We start from the raw sequence: 24,089 nt of genomic DNA on the forward strand, positions 1-24,089 counted from the left end.
ACATCAATCATTTTCCGGATCGAGCAGCCGGTGCATGTGAACGATGAAATAACGCATATGGGCGTTGTCGACGGTCATCTGCGCCTTGGACTTCCACGCCACATGGGCGCTCTCGTAATCGGGGAAGATACCGACGATGTCGAGGTCGTTGAGATCACGGAACTGCACGTCGGTGAGCGTCGTCAACTCGCCGCCGAAGACAAGGTGCAGGAGCTGCTTCTTCTCGGTGTTCTGAGCCATTGTGTTCCCATTGTTCTTTGAAACGTCGGCGTTGGTTTGCGGCATTCGCACCCAAAGGTCAATGGGCGTCGAACGGCCTGGAGGCGGCCAGCAATGCCGGCAGAGCGAGACCGGATCCGGCCCCCAGGACTCCATGACTGACAATCGGGCGATTGTAGGACAGCGGCATGCCGTCAAGGCCACGGAGCGCTCCGCCTGCCCGTGCCAGAATGAGGTCGGCCGCGGCCAGATCCCAGTCATGCGCGTTCTTCTTGACGATCGTGCCGTCGATGCGGCCGTCGGCGATCATCGCCAGCCGATAGGCGAGCGACGGTATATGCGGCACGCGCGCCAGCCTGTCGCTATAGGGCGCGGCGAGCTTGCCGGCGACGTCTTCGGCCATCGCCACCTGCAGTCGCTCGTCCGGCACGGGGTCACGCACCGAGATCGCCGTGCCGTTCTTTCGTGCCTCGCCGTCGAGGGTCGCCTCGAAGATTTCGCCGAGAGCCGGCGCATAGAGCACGCCGGCCGTCGGCTGGCCCTGGTGAACGACGGCGACGCTGACGCACCAAAGGTCCTTGCCGGAGATGAAGGCGCGCGTGCCGTCGATCGGATCGACGACGAAGACGGTGTCGCGGGAAAGGCGCGTCGCATCGTCGTCGGTCTCCTCGGAGAGCCAGCCGTAGTCCGGCCGCGCGGCAAGCAGCCTCGTCTTCAGGATGTCGTTCGCGGCGAGATCGGCCTCGCTCACGGGGGAGCGGCCCTCATTCTTCCAGCGAACGTCGACGGTCTTCCGGAAGTATCCGAGCGCCGTATCGCCTGCGGCCACCGCTGCGGCGAGGATGAGCTTGAGATCCTCGTCCCAGCTGGGCGCGCTCTGGAGGGCTACTTCTGACATTCGACTCCTTCAAACGCGGGGACGGGCCGACGCGCTTCGATCTGGCGGAACGTACCGCCCGCACTCAGGTTCCGGCAAGCGTCATGCCTTCGATGGCAAGTGTCGGTGCGGCGATGCCGAACTTCCTGTCGATGTCGTCGGCCGGCGTCAAGGCCATGAACATCTGTTTGAGATTCGAAGCGATCGTCACTTCCGACACGGGGAAGGTGAGCTCGCCGTTCTCGATCCAGAAGCCGGAGGCGCCGCGGCTATATTCGCCGGTCACCATGTTGACCCCCTGGCCGATGAGCTCGGTCACGTAGAATCCGGTGCCGACGCCGCGGATCAGATCGTCGCGGGAAATCGTCCCCGGCTCGAGGGCGAGGTTGGTCGAGGCCGGATTGACGGTCGGGCCACCGCGCACGCCCCGCCCATTGGTCTCGAGCCCTAATTCCCGTGCCGCGGAGGTCGAGAGGAACCAGTGCGCGAGCACGCCGTCTTCAACCATCGAGAGCTTCGAGCCGGTGACCCCTTCGCCGTCGAAAGGCCTTGAGGAGGAGCCGCGCACAATCAGCGGGTCGTCCGTGACGGCAATGCCTGCCTTCATGATCTGCTTGCCCATCATGTCGCGCAGGAAACTCGTCTTGCGCGCCACCGACGCGCCGTTGATGGCGCCCGCCAGATGACCGACGAAGCCGCGCGCCATGCGCGGATCGAAGACGACGGTGACGTTCCTGGCGGTAGGAACCTGACGCGGATTGAGGCGCGCCACCGCCCGTTCGCCGGCGACGCGTCCGATATCGTCGGCGCCGCGCAGATCGTCGAAATAGAGCCGGCTGTCATAATCGTAGTCGCGCTCCATCTTGGTGCCTTCGCCGGCGATGGCGCTGACCGAGCGGCCGAACCGGGTCGCCATGTAGGAGCCCGAGAAGCCATGCGACGTCACCAGCACGAGGCCGCCCATGCCAGCGGAAGCGCCGGCGCCGCTTGAATTGGTCACGCCGGACACCGAAAGTGCCGCCGCCTCGGCCGCAAGTGCCGCTTCGGTCAGCGCTTCGCTCGAAACCTCGCGCGCGTCGAAGAGGTCCAGGTCCGGATAGGACTTCGCCAACCGATCGGGATCGGCGAGCGAGGCATAGGGGTCCTCCGGCGAAGCCTTGGCCATCGCGACTGCGCGCTCCGCCAGGATCTTCAGATCGAAGCCCGGATTGGCCGAGACGCTGGCGACGCGCCGCCCGACGAAGACCCGAAGCGAAAAATCGTCGCTTTCGGAAGCTTCCGTCGCCTCGACCTTGCCGAGCCGCACTGACACCGAGCGGGAGCGGCCACGGACGACAACCGCGTCGGCAGCCTCCGCACCGGCCTGGCGGGCGCGGTCCACGAGTTCGGCGGCACGCTTTTCGAGGATGGCGGAATCGATCGTCTCGGACATGATTAAGCCTTTCATTCCTGCCCCATTTATTGTGCACTGGAGCATGCATCAAGGGCATCATGATGATTCCCCTCTCCGCATAGTATGACAGACCGCCTCGCTTCCCCCGCCAAGGGGCGTCGAGAGCCTCCATGATGAAAGCCGCGAGCAATGCAGACGACTCCCCTCCTCTATACCCAGGCGCTGATGCTGCTCGGCGGCGCCGTCGTAGCTGCGCCGCTGTTCAAGCGCCTCGGACTCGGGACGATTCTCGGTTATCTCGCCGCCGGTATCGTGATCGGGCCGGTCGCCCAGTCGATTACCGAGGGCGAAGAGATCCTTCACGTATCGGAGCTCGGCGTCGTCTTCCTGCTGTTCATCATCGGCCTAGAGCTGAAGCCGTCACGACTGTGGCAGATGCGGCGCGACATTTTCGGCCTGGGCACGGCGCAGGTTGTCGTGACAGGCGTCGTTCTGTCCTTCCTCATCGCGTTCTTCGGGTTGCTCGAGTGGAGAGCCAGCGTCATTGCCGGCTTTGGCCTGGCGCTTTCGTCGACGGCTTTCGCCATGCAGATCCTCGACGAAAACAACGATACCAATACGCGCTATGGTCAGCGCGCCTTTTCCATCCTCCTGCTTCAGGACCTGGCGATCGTCCCGCTGCTCGCTTTGATCCCGTTGATGGCGACGCGCGCTCCCGAGGCCACGACAACGGCCTTCGAAGACTTCGCGATTGCGATCGCCGCCATCGCGGCGCTTTATGCGGCGGGCCGCTACCTGCTCAACCCCCTCTTCCAGGTCATCGCCCGCACCGGAGCCCGCGACGTCATGATCGCCGCAGCGCTGCTCGTCGTCATGGGAGCGGCGACGATGATGCAGTTGGCGGGCCTTTCGATGGCGATGGGCGCCTTTCTCGCCGGCGTGCTGCTCGCGGAATCCTCGTATCGCCACGAACTCGAAGCCGATATCGAACCGTTTCGCGGTATCCTCCAGGCACTGTTCTTCATGGCAGTCGGATTGTCGCTCGAACTCCATGTCATCGCCGAGAACTATCTGCTGATCCTCGCCGCCGTGCCAGTGCTCATGGCGGTGAAGAGCCTTGTTCTCTATGGGCTCTGCCGCGCCACGGGTTCTCACCACAATGATGCCGTGCGCATCAGCCTGCTTCTGCCGCAGGGTGGCGAATTCGGCTTCGTGCTGTTCACGGCCGCCGCAGTTGCGGGCGTCTTCACGCAAGGCGTTGCCTCCCTGCTCGTCGCGATCGTCACGCTTTCCATGGCATTGACGCCCGTTGCGGCGCTGCTTTCGAAGCGGCTGTTGCGCGAACACGAGGAGATGGACGACGAGATCGAGGAGGATTTCGAAGGCGCCGGCGCCGACGTGCTGATGATCGGCTTTTCCCGCTTCGCCCAGATCGCCGCGCAGATTCTCTTGGCCGGCGGCCGCGACGTGACGATCATCGACCATTCCGCCGCTCGCGTTCGCCAGGCCGCGACCTTCGGATTCCGCATCTATTTCGGCGACGGCACGCGGCTCGACGTCTTGCGGGCGGCCGGCATCGAGAAGGCAAAGATCGTCGCCGTCTGCACGCAGAAGAAGGAAATCACGGACAAGATCATCAGCCTCGTCCAGGCGGAATATCCGAACGCCCGCATCTTCGCCCGTTCCTATGATCGGCTGCATACGCTGGAACTGCGTGCCATGGGCGTCGAGTACGAGTTGCGCGAGACGTTTGAGTCCGGCCTGCTGTTCGGCCGCAAGACGATCGAAGCGCTCGGCGTCGGCGGCGAGGAAGCTCTCTCCATCATGGACGACATCCGCCGCCGCGACGAGGCGCGGCTGGTGCTGCAGGAGGCCGAAGGCATCACGGCCGGCCGCGACATGCTGCATTCGGAGCCGGTGCGGCCGGAACCGCTGGTCAAGCCGAAACGGGACGTCAACCACACTGCGGAGACGGAAGAGCGGATCCTACCTCAGCTTCCGGCCGCCAACGATGGTCGAGCCGACACGCTGGCCAGTGCCGACTGAACCAAAGCGCCCTACTGCATGTTTCCTTAAATCGTATTCGATTTAAGGACAAGAACATGCAGCAAAGTGCTACAGGGACCTTTGTGCGTCTGAAAAGACGCACGGCGCAGTAGTCGGGCCGGATCAGCGCCCCGCCTGCCATTGGTCGATCCGCCCCGAGAGTGCCCGCTTCAGTTGGTCACTCGTCGAGGCCGTGGCGGCGAGCACCTCCCGGGCGCGCAGGAAATCCAAGGCGCGGAAGCGGCCGACATCAGGGCGGAGCAGAATATCCGGCGCGCCGGCCTTCATCTTCATGGCGATGATCGACTGCATCATCAACTGGCTCGCGCCGAATAGGCTGTCGATGCGGCTCGGTATCGTCTTTCCGTCGCCATCCGGACCGCCGACGACGTCGACGGCGACAACGATGTCGGCGAGTGCACGCAGGTGGTCGAAGGGAATCGGATTGTACATGCCGCCATCGATCATCACGCGGCCCTCGATCTTCACCGGCATGAAGATCGCCGGGAGCGCGCAGGACGCGGCGATCGCCTTATGCAGGTCGCCGCTTTCGCAGATGCGCTCGGTTTGCCCGTAATAATCGGTCGCCGTGACTTTCAACGGTATCAGCAGGTCTGAAAATCGCGACGGGATCGCCTCGGGGAGAAAGGCCTTCAGCACCCGTTCGATGTTGAACTGCCCGAAGCGGAAGCCGCTCGATACGGCCTCCGACAGACTGTTCGGACGGAGCTGCCACAGGCGGTTGAGCACCTCGCCGCGATTGCCGACGGTCGCAAGCGTGTAGTCTCGGATCTCCCGGCCGGTCATGCCGGCCGCCATGCCCGCGCCCATGATGGCGCCGATCGACGAGCCGGCAATCGCCAGGGGCCGGATGCCCATCTCGTCCAAGGCCTCGATGACGTGGATATGGGCAAGGCCGCGCGCACCGCCGCCACCAAACGCGACGGCGATCGTCGGTTCACCCGTGTCCGGCCGGTCGCGCCGTACAGATACGTGCTGCTCCATCGATGCTCTCCGTTCCGTCCGCGCCCGTTGCGGCCGGTGCCTCAGTCAGAGCGGGATGATTTCCACCCACGCTCAACTGCAACTTTAGCCAAGAAAACGGTAGAAATGGATCTGCGTGTCGCCGAAGGCACGGACGTCGAGCGGCTCAAAGGCTCCGGACAGTTGCGGCCGTATATCGGCGCTCTCCTCCAGCACCACCAGGGCGCCCGGCACGAGCCATCCGCCTGCCGCCGCCGACTCGAGCGCGCGTTCGCCGAGCCCCTTGCCATAGGGGGGATCTGCGAAAACCAGATGAAATGGCTCCATGGTGCCGACTGTACCGAGGTCCACCGCGTCGCGGCGAAAGATCTTGGCGCGGGCCTGCAGGCCGAGCGCTTCGATATTGACACGGATGAGCCCGCGGCCCTCGACCCCCTGCTCGACGAAAAGCGCCTGGCGGCAGCCGCGTGACAGCGCCTCGAGTCCGACCGCTCCCGTACCGGCGAAAAGGTCGAGCATGCGAGCGCCGTCGAGCGCCTCGGGGTAGCTGTGGCTCAGGATGTTGAACAGGCTTTCGCGCGTCCGGTCGGTGGTCGGCCGGATATCGTTGGACTTGGGGGTGGCGAGCGTGCGGCCCCGGAACTCTCCGCCGACGATGCGCACGATCGATTACTTCCCCTTGCCGCGCGGCTTGCCGCCGCCCGGGCGGCCGCCGGTCTTATGGCCGCCGGGTTTACCTCCTCCGGGCCTGCCGCCACCGGGCTTGCCCCCGCCGGACTTACCGCCACCACGAGGACCCTCGGAGCGCTGGCCGAAGGACTTTCCCCCTGCCGGCTTGCCGCCGGCAGACTTCCCGCGCGGCCGATCACCGAACGGACGATCTCCGCCTTCGCGACCTTGGGGCCGATCGTCCTTGCTGCGGCTTGTTCGCGGTTTTTCGGAGAATGCGCGGCTGTCGCCTGCGGCCCGCGCCGGACGTTCGCCGCGAGGGCGCTCGCTGCCTTCGCGACGCGGTGGGCGATCGCCGTGGTCGCGCGATTTCCGTTCGCCGGAATCGAAAGGCCGGCGCCGTTCGAACCCGCCGTCGCGAGCGTCGTCCTTGCGGCGAACCGGTTCGCTGGCGCTGATCCAGTCCCCGTCCTCGTCGGTACGCTTGACCGATGGACGCGGGGCGCGATCCGGCCGAGCAGCACCCTTGGCGGCACCTGCCTTGCGGTCGGGATCGAATTTTGCCGATGTTCTCGTGGCCGAGCCGTCCTTGGCGCGGCCGTAACGCTTGGTCTTCGGCGCACCTTCCGGACGCTCGCGACGAGCGGGTTTCGACGAGGTCTCTTCCTCAGCGGTCTTCGGCTTCTTTTCGGCGACCGGCCGTGCACCGGGCGCCATCCAGACATTCGCGGTGCGGCTGCGCTTTGCAGGCGGCCGGGCGGGGCGATCCTCGAACTTCTCGCGGGGACGTTCCCGCCGGTCGCGGGAGCGGCTGTCGTCGCGTTGCGTATCAAGGCGCGCAAGCGCCCGTTCGCGCTTGTCCTCTGGCTTTTCACGCCGAGCGCTTCGTTCCTTCCCCCACTCGGGAGCGTCCTCGTTGTGATCTTCCCTTTCCGGCGCGGCCGGCTGGTCGTTGTAGAGCGGCGCGTCGAAATTCGCCTTCGATTCGGCGATCAGGCGCGGGCCAAGCTGCTCGCGGAGCGTGCGGCCACGGATTTCCTGGACATGGCCCTCCGGCAGCTCGCCCAACTGGAACGGACCATAGGAAATGCGGATCAGCCGGTTCACGTCCAGGCCGAGCGCCCCGAGCACGTTCTTGATCTCGCGGTTCTTGCCTTCGCGCAGCCCCATGGTGATCCAGACGTTCGATCCCTGAACCCGGTCGAGTGTTGCCTCGATCGCACCATAGAGGACGCCGTCGACGGCGATCCCCTCCTTCAATCGGTCGAGCGCTTCCTGGTCGATTTCGCCATGCGCGCGGACGCGGTAACGTCTCAACCAACCGGTCGACGGCAACTCGAGAGCGCGGGCAAGTCCCCCGTCATTCGTCAAGAGCAGCAGGCCCTCGGTGTTGATATCGAGGCGGCCGACCGACAGCACGCGCGGCAGTTCGTCCGGCAGGTTGTCGAAGACCGTCGAGCGGCCCTCCGGATCGGAATTGGTCGTCACCAGACCGGCCGGCTTGTGGTAGAGCCAAAGACGAGTTCGTTCGATGCCGCGGATCGGATGGCCGTCGACCTCGATACTGTCGGCAAGCGTTGCATTGACGACCGGGGTGTCGAGGACGACGCCATTGAGTTTGACGCGCCCTTCCATGATCATCCGCTCGACGTCGCGACGCGAGGCAACGCCGGCGCGCGACAGGATCTTCGAGATGCGCTGCGGCTCGTCGAGGCCGGCGTCGGCTTTCGGCGCCGCGCCGCTGCCGGGTCGCGCCGCGTTGGCCTTCTTCTCGCCGGAAGGGAAATTGCCCTTCCGACCTTTACCCTTGCCGGGCCCGGTGGACTTGTCTTTGAATGTCATTTCTGTTGCCTGCCTTTTGCGGCTGTCCTATCAGGTCGAGGGCCGTGGGTTAAGAGAAATTATGAGCACGTGATGGCGGAAACGACGCGCTACATGGATGCCGCACTCGACGAGGCGCGGAAGGCGGCGGCGCGGGGCGAGGTGCCGATCGGTGCCGTCGTGGTGCTCGACGGAGAAGTCGTCGCCGCGGCCGGCAACCGAACGCGCGAATTGCGGGACATCACCGCCCATGCCGAGATCGAAGCGATCCGCCAGGCGGCCTCCGCCGTCGGCGACGAGCGTCTTTCGGGCGCCGATCTCTATGTGACGCTTGAGCCTTGCACCATGTGCGCGGCAGCGATCTCCTTCGCGCGCATACGCCGCCTTTACTACGGCGCCGATGATCCGAAAGGCGGCGCCGTCGAAAACGGCGTCAGGTTCTATGGCTCGCCGACCTGCCACCATGTGCCGGATGTCTATTCCGGCCTCGCCGAGCGCGAGGCCGCCGATCTTCTGCGGGAGTTTTTTGCCGCCCGGCGTTGACGGAAAGAGATCAACTGGCCGCGAGCGCCTCGAGTTCCTTGCCCACCAGCCGATAGCGCGTCCATTCCGACAGCGGTTCCGCCCCGATCGCCTCGTAGACACGGATGGCGGGCTCATTCCAATCGAGAACGCTCCACTCGAAGCGGCCGCAACCCTCGACGATCGCAATGCGCGCCAGGTGCTTGAGCAGCATCTTGCCTGCACCGGAGCCGCGATGCTCCGGCGTCACGTACAGGTCCTCGAGATAGAGACCCTTACGTGCCTGCCAGGTCGAATAGTTGTAGAACCAGATGGCGAAGCCGGCCGGCGCGCCATCGACCTCGCAGATGACCGCACGGCTGACCCGACCCGGCCCGAAGAGTGACGCCGTCAGAAGCTCGATGGTCGCCTCGACCTCCTGCTCGGCCTTTTCATAGATGGCGAGTTCGGTGATGAAGCGCAGGATCGTTGCCGCATCGTCCGGAACCGCGTCGCGAATGTTGATCGCCATCGCTTAGAACGGCCAGTACCACTTGCTGCCGCTGTTGGCGACCTGCGCCGCCTTCTTGCGCCGACGCTCCTTGTCCTTTTCCGTCTCGCCGAGATCCGTTTCGGCGCCCTCGGGCAGGCGACGATATTCGAGCGGCGGGTCGCTCAGGTAACGGCGCTTGTCGGAATAGGCGCCCATCTCGATCTTGCGGGCTTCGCGATAGGCGGCCTGCTGCTCCTTGGCGGAAAGACGGCGACCGTTGGCGCTCGCCTTCGCAAGCGGCGATACGTAATTAGGATTGTTCTTGTTGGCGTCGGCCTCTTCGCGCAGGCGGTCGCGCACTTCCTCGGGCGACTCGACCCAGGCAGGATTGGCCTCGCGATTTGCAAGCGACTGCTGCGGCTGGACTAGCGCGGCCTGTTCTCCCTGCGGCGGCAATACCAGGCCGGCACGCGGCTGGTACTTGACCGGGTCCCTCTTCGGCGGAGCCAGGCTGATGGCGCTGCCAAGGTCGTCGACCAGTTGTTCGCCTGCCGACTTGTCCGTACCGTAGGTCGGGCCGCCGATGCAGCCGGAAAGCACCAGGCTACCTGCCACGACAGCAGCAATGCCCGCAAACACCCGCAACTCTCGCGTCATTTCCATGAAATTCCTTCCAGCCCCGCCGCACCGCGGCCATTACGCGCCCCATGGCGGAAAAATCCGCCAAATTTCGGGCAGTTTGTACCGGATGAACGCTTCAAGCGCAATTCACCCGGTAAAACGTCGATCAAGGCTTGAAACCGAGCTCCCGCAATGCGGCGGCATCGCGCGCCGACACATCCGGATAGAGCGGATCGGAGCCGATATCCGTGGTGATTCGCCAGGAGCGGGCGCATTTGCGGCCTTCGGCAAGTTTCGGCACGACGCCGACCTTCGCCACTTCGGGCAAGGTGAAGGCGCCGGCCGGCCCTTCGGCGCCGTCAATCTCGATCGCCGAGGTGATGCAGATCTCGGCGAAGTCCTGGCCATCGAGCGCCGCTCTCAGGTCCGGATCGGCGATGTGGACAATCGGCGCGGCCTCGAGCGAGGAGCCGATCCGCTTGTCCTTGCGCTCGATCTCGAGCGCCCCGGTGACGACCTTGCGCACTTCGCGGATCTTCCGCCACTTCTCGGCGAGCGCATCGTTGCGCCATTCCGCCGGCACGGCCGGGAACTGCTCGACATGCACGGAGACAGCCTCCGGATTGCGAGAGAGCCAGGCTTCCTCCGCGGTAAAGGGCAGCATCGGCGCGAGCCAGGTGACCAGGCAATCGAACAGCGTGCGGATGACGTGCAGCGCGGCGCGGCGACGCAGCGACGACGGCGCATCGCAGTAGAGCGCGTCCTTGCGGATGTCGAAATAGAAGGCCGACAGTTCGACATTCGAGAAATCGATCAGCGCGCGGGCGATCCGCTTGAAGTCGAAGGCATCGTAGCCTTCGCGCACCAGCCGGTCGAGCTCGGCCAGACGGTGCAGCATCAGTTGCTCGAGCTCCGGCATGTCGGAGACCGCGACCGTCTCGCCCTTGTCGTGGGCGAGCGTGCCGAGCATCCAGCGGACGGTGTTCCTGAGCTTGCGGTAGGCATCGATATTGGTCTGGATGATCGTCTTGCCGAGGCGCTGGTCTTCCCAGTAGTCGGTGGTCATGACCCACAGGCGCAGGATGTCGGCGCCGGCGTCCTTCATCACCTCCTGCGGCGTGACGGTGTTGCCCTTCGACTTCGACATCTTCTCGCCCTTCTCATCCATGGTGAAACCATGGGTGACGACGGCGTTGTATGGCGCACGGCCGCGGGTCGCGCAGCTTTCGAGAAGCGAGGAGTGGAACCAGCCGCGATGCTGGTCGGAGCCTTCCAGATAAACATCGGCCGGCCATTTCAGGTCCGGACGGTCCTCGAGCGTGAAGGTGTGGGTCGAGCCGGAATCGAACCACACGTCGAGGATGTCCATGACCTGGTGCCAACGGGCGTGATCGTGGTCGCTTCCAAGGAAGCGTTCCTTCGCCCCCTCGGCAAACCAGGCGTCTGCGCCTTCCTTCTCGAAGGCCTCCAGAATGCGGGCGTTGACCTCTTCGTCGACGAGGATCCGGCCGTCATCGTCGGCAAAGATCGCGATCGGCACACCCCAGGCGCGCTGGCGCGACAGCACCCAGTCGGGGCGCTGCTCGATCATCGCACGCAGGCGGTTCTGACCGGCGCCGGGGACGAAGCGGGTCTCGTCGATGGCGTTGAGAGCCCGCGAGCGCAGCGTCGTGCCGTCGCCGAAGTCCTTGTCCATGTAGACGAACCATTGCGGCGTATTGCGGAAGATCACCGGCTTCTTCGAGCGCCAGGAATGCGGATAGGAATGCTTCAGCCGGCCGCGGGCGAAGAGCGCATGGCGGGCGATCAGCGCCTTGATCACACGGTCGTTGGCGTCGCCTTTCTTGCCCTTGTCGTCGATGACGCGTCCGGCGCCACCTTCGGCATCCGGGCCGAAGCCGGGAGCATCAGCCGTGAAATAGCCGGCATCGTCGACGGTGAAGGGGATCGCCGAGGAGATGCCGCGCGCTTCCAACGCGCGAGCGCTGTCCATCCAGGCGTCAAAGTCTTCGCGGCCGTGGCCGGGGGCTGTGTGAACGAAGCCGGTGCCGGCATCATCCGTCACGTGATCGCCGTCGAGCAGCGGCACGTGGAAGGCATAGCCGCCACCGAGACCGTGGAGCGGATGGGCGCAAGTGATCGCCCCCAGTTCGCCAGCCTCAATATCGCGGACGAAATTGAACGTCACCTTCGCCTTGGCCGCCGACTCTTCGGCCAGGCGCTTGGCGAAGATCAGCTTTTCGCCGGGCTGCGGGCCAAAATCGTTCTCGGCGGTCGCCACCTCGTAAAGACCATAGGCGTAGCGCGACGAATAGGCGACCGCGCGGTTGCCGGGGATGGTCCAGGGCGTCGTGGTCCAGATGACGACGAAGGCGCCGGCAAGCGCATCCGGTCCCTCGGTGACCGGGAACTTCACCCAGATCATGTCGCTTTCGACATCGGCATATTCGACTTCGGCCTCGGCCAGCGCGGTGCGCTCGACGACCGACCACATGACCGGCTTGGATCCACGATAGAGCTGACCGGCCTTGGCGATCTTGATCAGTTCGCCGGCGATCCGTGCCTCCGCATGGAAGTTCATCGTCGTGTAAGGTTTTTCGAAATCACCCTCGATGCCGAGCCGCTTGAACTCCTCGGTCTGGACCTCGATCCAGCCGCTGGCGAATTCGCGGCATTCCCGGCGGAACTCGTTGACCGGAACGTCGTCCTTGTTCCTGCCTTTCTCGCGATACTTCTCTTCGATCTTCCATTCGATCGGCAGGCCATGGCAGTCCCAGCCCGGAACATAATTGGCGTCGAAGCCGCGCATCTGGAACGAGCGGTTGATGACGTCCTTGAGGATCTTGTTCAGCGCATGGCCGATATGGATGTTGCCGTTCGCATAGGGCGGGCCGTCATGCAGCACGAACTTTTCGCGGCCGGCAGCGGAGGCGCGAAGCTTCTTGTAGAGCTCCATCTTCTGCCAGCGGGCGACGGTTTCCGGTTCCTTCTGCGGCAGGCCGGCGCGCATCGGAAACTCCGTCTGCGGCAGGTAGAGCGTCGAGGAATAGTCGATCTTTTCAGCGGTCTCTGTCATGGTCTTTTGCATTCATCTTTTCCGCGCGGGATCACGCAGGCGGAAGGGTTCGGTCTCTCGAAGATGACTGGAAGGGCGTGAAACGCCGAAATCCCGGACCTTCCGGCGCGCCCTAGCGCGTGCGGAAAGCCGGGCCGATAATTCGCTGATCGATGGTCAATCGACGATGCCGGGTCATAGTGGCCGGTTGTTTAAGGCGTTTTCGGCCTTTTGAAAAGGTCCGCCAGCGCAGCATGGCGCGATTCTTTGGGCCAGCGCGCTTGCCTCCCCGCCAACCTCAGGCGAAATTGACCTGGCGGTCGATCTCGCTCAAGGGCTGCACGCCGGAAAGAAGGGCGCGCGCCTCCTGCTCGTCCTCTCTCATCTGCACCATCAACGGTTCGAGCCCGTCGAATTTCAGCTCGTCACGGAGATGCCCAAAGAAGGAGACGCCGCAGACCTCGCCATAGAGGTCGCCGGCGAAGTCGAAGACGAAGGTCTCCAGCAGCGCTTCTCCGTCGCTGGCGACGGTCGGGCGGCGGCCGAAGCTTGCGACGCCGTCGTAAAGAGAACCGTCCGCCCGGCGGAACCGCACCGCATAGATGCCGTTCCTGAGTTCGGCTTCCTGCGGCAGGCGCATGTTGGCGGTCGGATAGCCGAGCGTGCGCCCGAGCTTCTTGCCGCCGATCACTTCCGCTTCGACGGTATAGCGGTAGCCAAGCAGGCCGGCCGCATGCGCGACGTCGCCTTCAGCAAGCAGGGAACGAATGAAGCTCGACGAGATAACCGAGGCGTTCTCGTCGCGGAAGGCATCCACCAGCGTCACGCCGAACCCTTCCTGCGCCCCGGCCGCCATCAGAAAAGCAGGACCGCCTTCTCGCCCCTTGCCGAAATGGAAATCGAAGCCGGTGACGACATGGGAGGCGTGCAGCCATTCGCGAAGGATACGATGGATGAAATCGGAGGCCGAAAGCTGGGAAAACGTCCGGTCGAAGGGATACTCGATCACGGCGCCAAAACCCATACCTTCGAGGATGCGGGCCTTCAGTGGAGCCGGGGTCAGGCGGAACACGGGCTGGTCGGGCCGGAAGACGGTCCTCGGATGCGGTTCGAAGGTCAGCACGAGAGCCGGAACGCCCCGGCCCCTTGCCTCGTCGAGCGCACGGTTCAGCACCGATTGATGGCCCCGGTGGACGCCGTCGAAATTGCCGATCGCGATCACGCCGCCGTGCAGGCGCTCGGGAAGCGGATCACGGGTTTCGTTGCGATGAAAAACCGTCATTGCCGTCTTCCTGTCAGGCGAGCCGGGGCATCCACCACTTGGGCGTCGCTCCTTCCTTCTTCAGGAAAGCGGCCAGCTTCGCCTCGTCGGTGCGGCTTTCATGCATGTATTCCTGCGCGTGAATGCCGGCACTGATATAGAGCAGATCGAAACCCGCGTCCTGCGCTCCCTTCACGTCGGTCGGCATGCCGTCGCCCACGGCGACGACCCGCGCGAGATCGAAGGCACTTCTCACCGCCTTCGCTTCGGACAGCGCGGCGCGGTAGATCGCCTTGTAGGGCTTGCCGGCAATGCGCGCCTCGCCGCCGAGTTCCTCGTAAAGCTTGGCGATCGCGCCGGCGCAGGGGATCAGCCGATGGCCGCGTTCCACGACAAGGTCGGGATTGGCACAGATAAACGGTATCTTCCGTTTGGCAAGCCCGGTCAGCGTGGCACGGTAGTGCTCGGGCGTTTCGGTCTCGTCGTCGTAGAAGCCGGCGCAGACGATCGTCTCGGCCTCTTCCGCCGAAACGATCTCGGTACCCAGTCCTTCGAGCAGCGGCAGGTCGCGGTCGGCGCCGATGAAGTAAATCCGCTTCTCTGCGGAAGCGATCAATGCCCGCGTGACGTCACCGGAGGTAACGATCCGATCATAGGCTTCGTCGGGAACGCCGAGGCCACGGATCTGCACCTTGACGCTCGGATGCGGGCGCGCGAATTGGTGATGAGGACGACCGTCACCCCTTGGGCGCGCGCCTCGGCAAGCGCCTCGCAGGCGGAGGCGAAAGCCTGAACGCCATTGTGAAGCACACCCCAGACGTCACAAAGCACCACGTCATACCGGCTGGCGATTTCCCGATAACTGTTGATCCTGACGGCCATCCTGGCTTCCTGCAAACTCGGCTTCCCGGCTGACATCGCAAGGAAGGGCCAAGAATACAAGCCTCGCATATCGAAAAACGCCGCACTTCCCAAGATTCGGCGGCGGCGAATATCAGACAAGCATCAGCAACCAGCCGGCCGCGGCACAGATTGCAAGCGTCTGGAAAACACCGCGCTTCCACCAGAGAAGCGAGGCGGCCGCCACGATTGTCAGGAACAGTGCGGCAGGGTCGAGCGTCGTCGGGTCCGGATAGGGAAGCGAGAGCGGCCCGCTCTCCAATCGCTCGACGCGGCCAAAGAGGACGTGAAGGCCGAACCAGATGGCAAGGTTGAGAATGACGCCCGCGACCGCTGCCGAAATCGCCGACAGGGCACCGGACAGCGCGGCGTTGGCGCGCAGCCGCTCGACATAGGGCGCGCCGAGGAAGATCGACAGAAATCATGGGACGAAGGTGACCCAGGTCGCAAGCGCCGCGCCAAGCAGGCCGGACGTCAGCGCATCGACGCCGATCGGCGGTGCGCCTCGGGTCCCGGCAGCAGCATGCAATAGTTGAGCGCGTGCAGGAAGCGGCTTTCGGAGATCCAGCGGCGCTCCTCGACGAGCTCCCGGTGCATGAGAGCAATCAGTCCGGCCGGACCGCCGAAGCTCAAGAGGCCGATCTTCGCCCAAACCTTCGCGGCTTCGGCAAAGGTGGGATGGGCGGGCGCGAGGCCCGCCGACGCTTTTCCGGTCACGCCCGCTTCCCCTTGCCGCCGTGCGATACCCAATCGTGCTTCTCCTGGGTGGCATCGCGCGCCCAGCGATAGAGCGCGTCATAGAGCGTCATCCCTGCCTCGAGCTGTTCGAGGTCGTCGGCATACATGCGGGAAAGTCCGAGCGAGACGGCGAGAAGACCGGCCGCCTGAGGCTCGAGGTCATGCCTGTCCGTGTCGGCGCCACGGACAATGCGGGCGACGTGCTCCAAGGCGGGGAAGCCAAGCCGGAACTCCTTGATCATCGTATCGAAGGTGCAGTCGTCGCCACGGTGGCTCCAGAACACGCCTTCAATGTCGAAGGGCGTAGCGCCGAAACGCTCGCCGACCGCCTCGACCTCAGCCGCCGTCACGTAGAGAAACCTGGCGCGCGGATCGACGAAGCGGCGGATCAGCCAAGGGCAGGCAATGCGGTCGATCTTCGGCCGGGATCGCGTGACCCACACCGACCCGCCCGAGGGATCGGCATTCGGCAGGCTGGCCACCGGCACGAGAGGCAGCCCTGCTTCGCGCCACGCCTCGATGCCGCCTTCCAGTATTTCCGCTGCCGCACCGGCCAGCCGAAGCCATGCAGCAACGCCTTCGCTGAGCTTGCCGCCGTGCTTGCAGAGCACGACGACCCACTGGCCGTTGTATTCGTCCGCCCATTGCGGGGCGTCGGAATGCGTGCGGTGGAACGATGCCGGTACAAGATAGGGATCGGCGGTGAAATCGTCCTCATCGCGCACATCGATAAGCACCGGCGCCTTCGGAGTTCCGACAAGCCGGGCGAGTTTTTCAGGGGAGATTGAATTGAACGAGGCCATGGTTACGACGTCCTTGATTGCTGTTGGACGCGAAATTCCAGCATGACGCCTCGTGGGGCATTCGCTTACCCCATGGACCCATCAAACAAAAAACGGCGTTTCGTGTCAACGTTCGCGGCTGGCAAAAAAATCTCGACACCAATCCTTGACTCGTTCCATAGCCAGCCTTATCTCGGCGGCGCTAGCACTCTTTCAACGGGAGTGCTAACACCCATCCACCGGGTCGATGAACGATCCGCAATGTCATTTGATCGAGGGATTAGACAATGGCAAGCACCAACTTCCGTCCGCTGCACGACCGCGTTGTCGTCCGCCGCGTCGAGTCTGAAGAAAAGACCAAGGGCGGCATCATCATTCCGGACACCGCGAAGGAAAAGCCGCAAGAAGGCGAAATCGTGGCAGTCGGTTCGGGTGCCCGTGACGAAAGCGGCAAGGTTGTTCCGCTCGATGTCAAGGCTGGCGACCGCGTCCTGTTCGGCAAGTGGTCCGGCACCGAAGTCAAGATCAACGGCGAAGACCTTCTGATCATGAAGGAAGCCGACATCATGGGCATCATCGGCTGATCGGCCGGACCCGCTTCCCAATTCATGACAACCAATGGGCAGTGAGCCCGGGAGTTTTCTCACATGGCTGCTAAAGAGATTAAATTTGGCCGTACGGCGCGCGAAAAGATGCTGCGCGGCGTCGACATCCTCGCTGATGCCGTCAAGGTAACGCTCGGCCCGAAGGGCCGCAACGTCATCATCGACAAGTCCTTCGGCGCTCCGCGCATCACCAAGGACGGCGTTTCGGTCGCCAAGGAAATCGAACTCGAAGACAAGTTCGAGAACATGGGCGCCCAGATGGTCCGCGAAGTCGCTTCGAAGACCAATGACATCGCCGGCGACGGCACGACGACCGCGACCGTTCTCGCCCAGGCGATCGTTCGCGAAGGCGCCAAGGCCGTTGCTGCCGGCATGAACCCGATGGACCTGAAGCGCGGCATCGACCTCGCCGTTTCGGAAGTCGTCAAGGATCTCCAGGCCAAGGCCAAGAAGATCAACACCTCGGAAGAAGTGGCCCAGGTCGGCACGATTTCGGCCAACGGTGAAAAGCAGATCGGCCTCGACATTGCAGAAGCAATGCAGAAGGTCGGCAACGAAGGCGTCATCACGGTTGAAGAAGCCAAGACCGCCGAAACCGAACTCGAAGTCGTCGAAGGCATGCAGTTCGACCGCGGCTACCTGTCGCCTTACTTCGTCACCAACCCGGAAAAGATGATCGCCGACCTCGACGATGTCTTCGTTCTCCTGCACGAGAAGAAGCTCTCGAACCTTCAGGCGATGCTCCCGGTTCTCGAAGCCGTCGTCCAGACTGGCAAGCCGCTCCTCATCATCGCTGAAGACGTCGAAGGCGAAGCTCTCGCAACGCTCGTCGTCAACAAGCTGCGTGGCGGCCTGAAGATCGCCGCTGTCAAGGCTCCAGGCTTCGGCGACCGCCGCAAGGCCATGCTCGAAGACATCGCCATCCTGACGGGCGGCACGGTGATCTCCGAAGACCTCGGCATCAAGCTCGAAAGCGTCACGCTCGACATGCTCGGCCGTGCGAAGAAGGTTTCGATCTCGAAGGAGAACACGACGATCGTTGACGGTGCCGGCCAGAAGTCGGACATCGAAGGCCGCGTTTCCCAGATCAAGGCCCAGATCGAAGAAACCACTTCGGACTACGATCGCGAAAAGCTGCAGGAACGTCTTGCCAAGCTCGCTGGCGGGGTTGCCGTCATCCGCGTCGGCGGTTCGACGGAAGTCGAAGTGAAGGAAAAGAAGGACCGCATCGACGACGCCCTCAACGCGACGCGCGCTGCCGTTCAGGAAGGCATCGTTCCAGGCGGCGGCGTTGCCCTGCTGCGTTCCTCCGTCAAGATCACCGTCAAGGGCGAAAACGACGATCAGGAAGCCGGCATCAACATCGTTCGCCGCGCTCTGCAGGCTCCGGCCCGCCAGATCGTTGAAAACGCTGGTGACGAAGCCTCGATCGTTGTCGGCAAGATCCTCGAGAAGAACACCGACGACTTCGGCTACAACGCACAGACCGGCGAATATGGCGACATGATCGCCATGGGCATCATCGACCCGGTCAAGGTCGTTCGCACCGCGCTCCAGGACGCAGCCTCGGTTGCCGGCCTTCTCGTCACCACCGAAGCCATGATCGCCGAGCTGCCGAAGAAGGACGCTCCGGCAATGCCGGGCGGCATGGGCGGCATGGGCGGCATGGACATGATGTGATAAGGCGACAGCCTTAGCACAGCAGGTCCATAAAGCTTCGCCCATGCTCTAAGGAGAGTTCAGCGCGTCAGGCGCGCTGAACGGGCGGCATGGACATGATGCGATAAGGCGACAGCCTTAGCACAGCAGGTTGATCCATCCGGATCGAAGGGCGGCTCTCGGGCCGCCCTTTTTTCTGTTCGTCATTTCATCGGACGACGCTCAACGTGAGCCACTCACCGGGCAAGGATGCGCTTTTTGGATCGCTCCGCACGGGGTAGCAAAGCCGCCGCCGCGACGGCGACAAATGGCACGCCCTGCGGGCCTTCCGGAAGCGCGTCAGGCGGCCTCGGTCCGGACACCGATCACCGAGCCGATCGGCGCCGGCCGACCCAGAAGATAGCCCTGCGCCTCGTCGCAGCCTTCCGCCTGGAGAATGTCGAGCTGCTTCTGCGTTTCGACCCCTTCGGCGAGCACCGGAACCTGCAAGCTATGGCCGAGGGCAAGAATGGCGCGGATGATCGCCTTGGCTTGCGGGCTGCCTTCGACTTCCCACATGAAGCTCTTGTCGAGCTTGATCTTGTCGAAGGGGAACGAGCGCAGCGTTTCGAGCGAGGAATAGCCCGTGCCGAAATCGTCGATGGCGATCGTGACGCCAAGCGCCTTGATGTCGCGAAGCGTCGACAGTGCCCGCTCCTTGTCGTCGATGATCGTCGACTCGGTAATCTCGAGCTCGAGCCGTTTCGGGTCGAGCCCGGTTTCGACGAGGATCGTGTGAACGAGGCCGACAACGTCGCCGTTCGCCAGTTGCACAGGCGACAGGTTGACGGCGATCTTGTACTGGCGGTCCCACCCTGCCGCTTCGCGGCAGGCTTCGCGCAGCACCCATTCGCCGATCGGCAGGATGGCGCCGCATTCCTCGGCGAGCGGAATGAATTCGTTCGGCGGTACCATGCCGCGTTCCGGATGGTTCCAGCGTAGCAGGACTTCGTAGCCGATCACGTCGCCTGTCGTGACCGATTTCTGAACCTGGTAATGCAGGGCCAGTTGCTTCTTCTCCACCGCCTCCCAGAGATCGTTGGCGAGCGCCCTGCGGCCGCGCGCCGCCTCGTCCATCGAGACCTCGTAGAAGCAGATCGTCTGGTTGAGCGCCGCCTTTGCCCGATACATGGCGAGGTCGGCGTTGTTGATCAAAGTATCGGCGGTTTCCGCGTCCTGCGGATAGATCGCCACACCCATGCTGCCGCCGGATTTCAGCTCGAAATCCCCGAAGCGCATCTCCTCGTGCAGGCACGTCTCAATCCGCCGCAGGAAGTCGTGGACCTCGGAGAGATCCTCGAAGCGTTTCACTGCAGCGAACTCGTCTCCCCCGAAGCGAGCGACGAATTCGCCCTCCTGAAGATGTTCCTTCATTCGCTGTGCGATCGTGACCAGCACGAAGTCGCCGGCTGCATGGCCGTGCAGGTCGTTGACTTCCTTGAACTTGTCGAGATCGATCCCGACCACCGCCACCTTGCGCGAGAACCAGGCGGCCGCGTCGAGTTCCTCGTCGAGGTGGCTGTTGAACTGCAGTCGGTTGGGCAGCCCGGTCAGGCTGTCATGACGCGCGAGGAAGGAAATCTGCTCCTCGGAGTCGAGCCGCTCGGTGATATCCTCGTAGGTGGAGACCCAGCCGCCATCGGGCAGTGTGCGATGCTTGACGAGAATCGAGCGGCCGTTCGACAATTTCTCGACAAAATCGCCGCCGCCCTTCCCGGCAATCTCAAGCCTGTGCTTGCTGTAGGCCGCTTCCGCCTTCGCTTCCGCGACGGCCGGATCCGCGCAGGTGCGGGCAAACATGCGATCGAGAACTTCGCGAAAGGTCAGTCCCATGCCGGCGAGCGATTCAGGCAGCTCGAAGATCTCGAGGCAGCGGCGGTTCGAGACCAGCAGGCGGTCGGCATGATCGAAAAGGCATATGCCCTGAGTCATGTTCTCGAGCGCAATGTCGAGATTCTTGCTGACCTCGGCGATCCGGTCGGCATCCTCTTTCCGCTTGGTGATGTCCTTGGCGATCTTGATGAAGCCGGCGTGGCCGCCGTCCTCGCCGATGATCGGATCGATGACGACATGCGCCAAGAAGCGGGTACCATCCTTGCGGTAGCGCCAGCCCTCGGTTTCATACTTCCCGGCCTCAAAGGCGATGCGCAAGGCGCGCCCCGGCAGGCCTGCCGCCTGATCCCTAGCCGAGTAGAAGCAGGCGAAGTTCTTGCCGACGATCTCTTCGGCCGCATAGCCCTTGTTGGCCTCGGCGCCGGCGTTCCAACTCGCCACGCGGCCGTCGACATCGAGCATGTAGATGGCATAGTCCTTGACGCTGCCGACGAAACGGGAAAACTCCTTCTCCGAGGCGACGGCGAGGATTTCGGCGTGGCGCGCAAAGCCGGCGGCAATGAGCACGGCGGACAGAAGAAAGAAGGCGGTCCCGGCAAGCACGAAGGCCAGAAAATGCGGCTGGATCATGCCTTCCTGGGACCCGGTCGCGAACTCCACTTCAATCGTAACCGCGCCCATCGCGGTGAAGTGCAGCACGACGATGCCAAGCGTCATCGCCACTGTCGCGGCCAACTGGGCCTTCGACACGCCGCGGTTGATCGCAAAGATCGCAACCATGTCGAAGAGCACCCCGGCCAGGATCGACGCGACGACAAGCGTCGTATCCCAACGGATGAAACCCGGCAGCTCCAGCGCGGCCATTCCGAGAAAATGCATGCAGCCGACGCCGGCGCCCAGTACCAAGCCACCCAGCAGCCATGCGGGACGGCCCTTCGCATAGGTGGCGATCGCCAGCGCCGACGTCGTCAACAGGATCGCGACGACCAGCGACAATGTCGTGAGGCTTGTGTGATAGCCGAGCACGACTCCGGGGTCATAGGCGAGCATGGCGATGAAATGGGTCGCCCAGATGCCGAATCCACTGGCGATCCCTGCTGCCGCAAGCCAGATAGCCCGGGGCCTGCCTTTGGAGATACGGGCGCGCTGAAGCAGCGTCACGGCGCCATAGCTGGACAGGGCGCAAATCATCGCTGCCAGCGCAACCAAGCGCAGATCATGTTCCACGACGAGGCACGAGAGAATCTTGAACATCGCAGGCCGCCCAAATAAACGCATAGCCCCGCACGCGCTTGTCCCACGCCGGGTCGCTATCTGTACGCCTTGCCCCCTTTAAGGAAGGATGAAAAATCGGCGAGCGATCAATGTTTCAACCAGACAGTGTTAATGAATTGCGGCGTCGGATAAGCGGGAACCGCGGGCGCGGTGGTCCTTTGACAGTTTCGGCCCTGCTACACGAGCAAGGATTTGAGATCGACCTGCGGGTCGGCCAGGAGCGCGGGATCGGGGGTCGCGCCGGCTTCGAGCAGCTTCTTTCCGGTTACATAGGCCTTTGCGTCGTTGATGGCATCGACGGCGATCAGCTTGCCCTGGCGGAAATACCAGACCGAGACGCTGCCCTCACGCTGGCCCGGGCGGACCAGGGTTTCGTCGTGGCCAAGCCCGAAGCCGGCGATCTGCAGCTTGACGTCATACTGGTCCGACCAGAACCAGGGATTCGGATCATAGGGAGCGGAGCCACCGGCGAGGATGGCTGCGATCGCTTCCGCCTGGTCCACGGCGTTCTGGACCGATTCGAGACGGATGCGCATGCCCTGCCAGGGCAAAACGGCGCAATCGCCGATCGCAAAGATCGCCGGATCGGATGTCCGGCCGTGGCTGTCGACAAGGATCCCGTTGGAGGTTTCGAGACCGGCGTCATGCGCCAAGGCATCATTCGCCGCCACGCCGATGCCGACGATCACCACGTCGAGCGGAATGACCGAGCCGTCGGAAAGCTCCGCCGCCGTCACCTGTCCGCCTTCGCCGATCAGCCGATGAAGGCCCATGCGTTCGCGGATATCGACGCCATGAGAGCGGTGGATCTCGCGGACGATCGCAGAGGTCGCGGCGGAAGCCACGCGCTGCAGGATACGGTCGGCCATCTCGATGACGGTGACCTCGAGCCCGCAGCTGCGGGCGACCGCCGCCGCCTCCAGGCCGATATAGCCGCCGCCGATCACCAATACCCGCCGCCCCGGCTTCATCTCTTCGGCAAGCCGGTCGGCATCCCTGAAGTCGCGAACCACATAGACGCCTTCGAGATCGCCGCCGATCGACGCCGGCAGGCGGCGCGGCGTCGCACCGGTTGCAAAAGCCAGTGTTTCATAGGCGAGCCGCGAGCCGTCGCTGAGCGTGACCTCGCTTGCGCGACGGTCCACCCGGGTCACGGTCGTCGAAAGGCGGATGTCGATCCCGTGCTCCGCATACCAGGCCTCCGGCCGATAGAGCAGCCGGTCGAGCGACATTTCGCGAAGCAGGTACTTCTTGGAGAGCGGCGGGCGCTGATACGGAAGGCACGCCTCGGCGGCGATGACGGTGATCGGGCGTGTGTCCTGCAATGCGCGGAGCTTGGCGACGAGAGCAAAGGCGGCCTGGCCGCCACCGATAACAACAAGTCTTCCCGACACGCTTTCCACCCGTTTGGACCGACGATTCCTTGAGGCAGAGTGGGTGCGGGCGGAAAGCCGCACCCACCTTGCTTCATCCGACTCCGTCTACCCGTAGCCTCCCGGCCCGCGTTTCGTCAACTCGGCGGCGGCGCGACGCCCGGGTCATTCCTTGCGCGGAATCTCCATGCCCCTCTGCGCGGCCGGGCGCGCCAGGCCACGTTCGACCCAGGCCATGACGTTCGGAAAGCTCTTGTAGTCGAGCACTTCGGCGCCGCCATAGAATTTGCGTGCGCCCTCCACCCAGGGATAGGTGGCGACGTCTGCAATGGTGTATTCGTCGCCCATCAGCCACTGGCGACCTTCGAGCCGCGCTTCGAGGACGCCGAGCAGGCGTTTCGCCTCGTCGCGATAACGCTCCACCGGATAGGAATTGTTGGCGACCTTGTCGGCCGCGAATTTGAAGAAATGCCCGAACTGGCCAAGCATCGGGCCGACGCCGCCCATCTGGAACATCACCCAGCACAGCGTCTCATAGCGGCGGGCCGCATCGGCCGGAATGAGCTTGCCGGTCTTTTCGGCGAGGTAGATCAGGATCGCACCGGATTCGAAGAGGCCGATCGGCTGGCCGTCCGGCCCGTTCGGATCGATGATCGCCGGGATGCGACCGTTCGGGTTGAGCGATACGAATTCAGGCGATTTCTGCTCGTTCGTATCGAAGGAAATGCGGTGCGCCTCATAGGGCAATCCGAGTTCTTCCAGAGCAATCGAGATCTTCACGCCGTTCGGCGTCGGCAAGGAGTAGAGCTGGACGATGTCGGGATTCTTCGCCGGCCAGCGGCTCGTGATCGGGAATGAGGAAAGATCAGCCATGAGGTGCCTCGAGGTGGGGAATAACAGGGAGGATGGGTATCTGCCGTCCCTACATAGGTCGCCCCGGTTGCA

The 24,089-nt window shown here is 63.8% G+C and carries 19 protein-coding genes and 2 pseudogenes; 4 read left to right on the forward strand and 17 right to left on the reverse strand.

Annotation, left to right across the window (positions count from 1 at the left end; translation table 11 throughout):
• Window positions 1–3: 3 nt before the first annotated feature.
• The 3 genes from N181_RS21490 to N181_RS21500 form a co-directional block, all read right to left on the reverse strand.
• Window positions 4–240 carry a DUF4170 domain-containing protein gene (locus tag N181_RS21490; protein WP_037399516.1) on the reverse strand — a complete coding sequence of 79 codons (237 nt, stop codon included), beginning with the start codon at window positions 238–240 and terminating at the stop codon, window positions 4–6.
• Window positions 241–298: 58 nt separating this feature from the next.
• On the reverse strand, window positions 299–1,117 hold the full coding sequence (locus N181_RS21495) for a 3'(2'),5'-bisphosphate nucleotidase CysQ (protein ID WP_014327503.1): 819 nt from the start codon (window positions 1,115–1,117) through the stop codon (window positions 299–301).
• 64 nt (window positions 1,118–1,181) lie between these two features.
• Window positions 1,182–2,528, reverse strand: a complete 1,347-nt coding sequence (locus N181_RS21500) for a TldD/PmbA family protein (protein ID WP_037399518.1) — start codon at window positions 2,526–2,528, stop codon at window positions 1,182–1,184.
• Between the two features lie 150 nt (window positions 2,529–2,678).
• Between N181_RS21500 and N181_RS21505 the strand changes: the two genes are divergently transcribed.
• Entirely contained in the window at window positions 2,679–4,535 is a 1,857-nt protein-coding gene (locus N181_RS21505) for a monovalent cation:proton antiporter-2 (CPA2) family protein (protein ID WP_037399519.1), read from the forward strand.
• Window positions 4,536–4,658: 123 nt separating this feature from the next.
• On the opposite strand, the gene N181_RS21510 is transcribed toward N181_RS21505, so the two are convergent.
• From N181_RS21510 to N181_RS21520, 3 genes are all read right to left on the reverse strand, one after another.
• Entirely contained in the window at window positions 4,659–5,540 is an 882-nt protein-coding gene (locus N181_RS21510) for a patatin-like phospholipase family protein (protein WP_060563873.1), read from the reverse strand.
• An 84-nt stretch (window positions 5,541–5,624) separates the two neighbouring features.
• A complete protein-coding gene (gene rsmD / locus N181_RS21515; protein ID WP_037399534.1) occupies window positions 5,625–6,182 on the reverse strand; it encodes a 16S rRNA (guanine(966)-N(2))-methyltransferase RsmD in 558 nt (185 codons plus the stop codon).
• Window positions 6,183–6,188: 6 nt separating this feature from the next.
• Window positions 6,189–8,030: a pseudouridine synthase gene (locus N181_RS21520; protein WP_060563875.1), complete on the reverse strand. Its 1,842-nt coding sequence runs from the start codon at window positions 8,028–8,030 to the stop codon at window positions 6,189–6,191.
• 72 nt (window positions 8,031–8,102) lie between these two features.
• On the opposite strand from N181_RS21520, the gene N181_RS21525 reads away from it, so the two are divergent.
• A complete protein-coding gene (locus N181_RS21525) occupies window positions 8,103–8,552 on the forward strand; it encodes a nucleoside deaminase (protein ID WP_037399543.1) in 450 nt (149 codons plus the stop codon).
• A 10-nt stretch (window positions 8,553–8,562) separates the two neighbouring features.
• On the opposite strand, the gene N181_RS21530 is transcribed toward N181_RS21525, so the two are convergent.
• The 8 genes and pseudogenes from N181_RS21530 to N181_RS21560 all read right to left on the reverse strand — a co-directional run bounded on the left by N181_RS21530 (window position 8,563) and on the right by N181_RS21560 (window position 16,381).
• Entirely contained in the window at window positions 8,563–9,042 is a 480-nt protein-coding gene (locus N181_RS21530; RefSeq protein WP_037399544.1) for a GNAT family N-acetyltransferase, read from the reverse strand.
• 3 nt (window positions 9,043–9,045) lie between these two features.
• Window positions 9,046–9,666, reverse strand: coding sequence for a hypothetical protein (locus N181_RS21535; protein WP_014327495.1), 621 nt, complete (start codon window positions 9,664–9,666; stop codon window positions 9,046–9,048).
• A gap of 124 nt (window positions 9,667–9,790) precedes the next feature.
• The gene (gene ileS, locus N181_RS21540; RefSeq protein WP_037399600.1) at window positions 9,791–12,700 is read right to left on the reverse strand and encodes an isoleucine--tRNA ligase; all 2,910 of its coding nucleotides are present in this window, start codon (window positions 12,698–12,700) and stop codon (window positions 9,791–9,793) included.
• Between the two features lie 277 nt (window positions 12,701–12,977).
• Entirely contained in the window at window positions 12,978–13,961 is a 984-nt protein-coding gene (locus N181_RS21545) for a bifunctional riboflavin kinase/FAD synthetase (protein WP_037399547.1), read from the reverse strand.
• 13 nt (window positions 13,962–13,974) lie between these two features.
• A pseudogene (locus N181_RS21550) lies at window positions 13,975–14,822 on the reverse strand (TIGR01459 family HAD-type hydrolase).
• Window positions 14,823–14,934: 112 nt separating this feature from the next.
• Window positions 14,935–15,258: a chromate transporter gene (locus tag N181_RS35575; RefSeq protein WP_369986499.1), complete on the reverse strand. Its 324-nt coding sequence runs from the start codon at window positions 15,256–15,258 to the stop codon at window positions 14,935–14,937.
• A gap of 77 nt (window positions 15,259–15,335) precedes the next feature.
• Window positions 15,336–15,557 (reverse strand): annotated as a pseudogene (locus N181_RS35580) (chromate transporter); the annotation flags it as partial.
• Entirely contained in the window at window positions 15,554–16,381 is an 828-nt protein-coding gene (locus N181_RS21560; protein ID WP_037399553.1) for a chromate resistance protein ChrB domain-containing protein, read from the reverse strand. The pseudogene N181_RS35580 and the gene N181_RS21560, both read right to left, overlap by 4 nt.
• 266 nt (window positions 16,382–16,647) lie before the next feature.
• On the opposite strand from N181_RS21560, the gene groES reads away from it, so the two are divergent.
• Together groES and groL are read left to right on the forward strand one after the other, a co-directional pair.
• Entirely contained in the window at window positions 16,648–16,944 is a 297-nt protein-coding gene (groES, locus tag N181_RS21565) for a co-chaperone GroES (RefSeq protein ID WP_012706990.1), read from the forward strand.
• 63 nt (window positions 16,945–17,007) lie between these two features.
• A complete protein-coding gene (groL, locus tag N181_RS21570; RefSeq protein ID WP_014327489.1) occupies window positions 17,008–18,645 on the forward strand; it encodes a chaperonin GroEL in 1,638 nt (545 codons plus the stop codon).
• A 318-nt stretch (window positions 18,646–18,963) separates the two neighbouring features.
• On the opposite strand, the gene N181_RS21575 is transcribed toward groL, so the two are convergent.
• The 3 genes from N181_RS21575 to N181_RS21585 form a co-directional block, all read right to left on the reverse strand.
• Window positions 18,964–21,750 (reverse strand): bifunctional diguanylate cyclase/phosphodiesterase, encoded by a 2,787-nt coding sequence (locus tag N181_RS21575; RefSeq protein ID WP_060563877.1) that lies wholly within the window; start codon window positions 21,748–21,750, stop codon window positions 18,964–18,966.
• 197 nt (window positions 21,751–21,947) lie between these two features.
• Complete coding sequence (locus tag N181_RS21580) at window positions 21,948–23,165, reverse strand: NAD(P)/FAD-dependent oxidoreductase (protein WP_080577712.1); 1,218 nt, start codon at window positions 23,163–23,165, stop codon at window positions 21,948–21,950.
• Between the two features lie 144 nt (window positions 23,166–23,309).
• On the reverse strand, window positions 23,310–24,017 hold the full coding sequence (locus N181_RS21585; protein WP_037399574.1) for a glutathione binding-like protein: 708 nt from the start codon (window positions 24,015–24,017) through the stop codon (window positions 23,310–23,312).
• Window positions 24,018–24,089 lie beyond the last annotated feature (72 nt).

It is taken from the genome of Sinorhizobium fredii USDA 205 (assembly GCF_001461695.1).
GTDB classification, from domain to species: Bacteria; Pseudomonadota; Alphaproteobacteria; order Rhizobiales; family Rhizobiaceae; genus Sinorhizobium; species Sinorhizobium fredii.

What these genes read in the sequence shown, in the direction of transcription:
- N181_RS21535 (WP_014327495.1), bottom strand. Translation starts at nt 9,666, where the DNA reads ATGGAAATGACGCGAGAGTTGCGGGTGTTTGCGGGCATTGCTGCTGTC.
- N181_RS21505 (WP_037399519.1), top strand. Translation starts at nt 2,679, where the DNA reads ATGCAGACGACTCCCCTCCTCTATACCCAGGCGCTGATGCTGCTCGGC.
- N181_RS21530 (WP_037399544.1), bottom strand. Translation starts at nt 9,042, where the DNA reads ATGGCGATCAACATTCGCGACGCGGTTCCGGACGATGCGGCAACGATC.
- groL (WP_014327489.1), top strand. Translation starts at nt 17,008, where the DNA reads ATGGCTGCTAAAGAGATTAAATTTGGCCGTACGGCGCGCGAAAAGATG.
- N181_RS21495 (WP_014327503.1), bottom strand. Translation starts at nt 1,117, where the DNA reads ATGTCAGAAGTAGCCCTCCAGAGCGCGCCCAGCTGGGACGAGGATCTC.
- ileS (WP_037399600.1), bottom strand. Translation starts at nt 12,700, where the DNA reads ATGACAGAGACCGCTGAAAAGATCGACTATTCCTCGACGCTCTACCTG.
- N181_RS21575 (WP_060563877.1), bottom strand. Translation starts at nt 21,750, where the DNA reads ATGTTCAAGATTCTCTCGTGCCTCGTCGTGGAACATGATCTGCGCTTG.
- N181_RS21585 (WP_037399574.1), bottom strand. Translation starts at nt 24,017, where the DNA reads ATGGCTGATCTTTCCTCATTCCCGATCACGAGCCGCTGGCCGGCGAAG.
- N181_RS21500 (WP_037399518.1), bottom strand. Translation starts at nt 2,528, where the DNA reads ATGTCCGAGACGATCGATTCCGCCATCCTCGAAAAGCGTGCCGCCGAA.
- N181_RS21510 (WP_060563873.1), bottom strand. Translation starts at nt 5,540, where the DNA reads ATGGAGCAGCACGTATCTGTACGGCGCGACCGGCCGGACACGGGTGAA.
- N181_RS21560 (WP_037399553.1), bottom strand. Translation starts at nt 16,381, where the DNA reads ATGGCCTCGTTCAATTCAATCTCCCCTGAAAAACTCGCCCGGCTTGTC.
- N181_RS21525 (WP_037399543.1), top strand. Translation starts at nt 8,103, where the DNA reads ATGGCGGAAACGACGCGCTACATGGATGCCGCACTCGACGAGGCGCGG.
- N181_RS21520 (WP_060563875.1), bottom strand. Translation starts at nt 8,030, where the DNA reads ATGACATTCAAAGACAAGTCCACCGGGCCCGGCAAGGGTAAAGGTCGG.
- N181_RS21490 (WP_037399516.1), bottom strand. Translation starts at nt 240, where the DNA reads ATGGCTCAGAACACCGAGAAGAAGCAGCTCCTGCACCTTGTCTTCGGC.
- groES (WP_012706990.1), top strand. Translation starts at nt 16,648, where the DNA reads ATGGCAAGCACCAACTTCCGTCCGCTGCACGACCGCGTTGTCGTCCGC.
- N181_RS21545 (WP_037399547.1), bottom strand. Translation starts at nt 13,961, where the DNA reads ATGACGGTTTTTCATCGCAACGAAACCCGTGATCCGCTTCCCGAGCGC.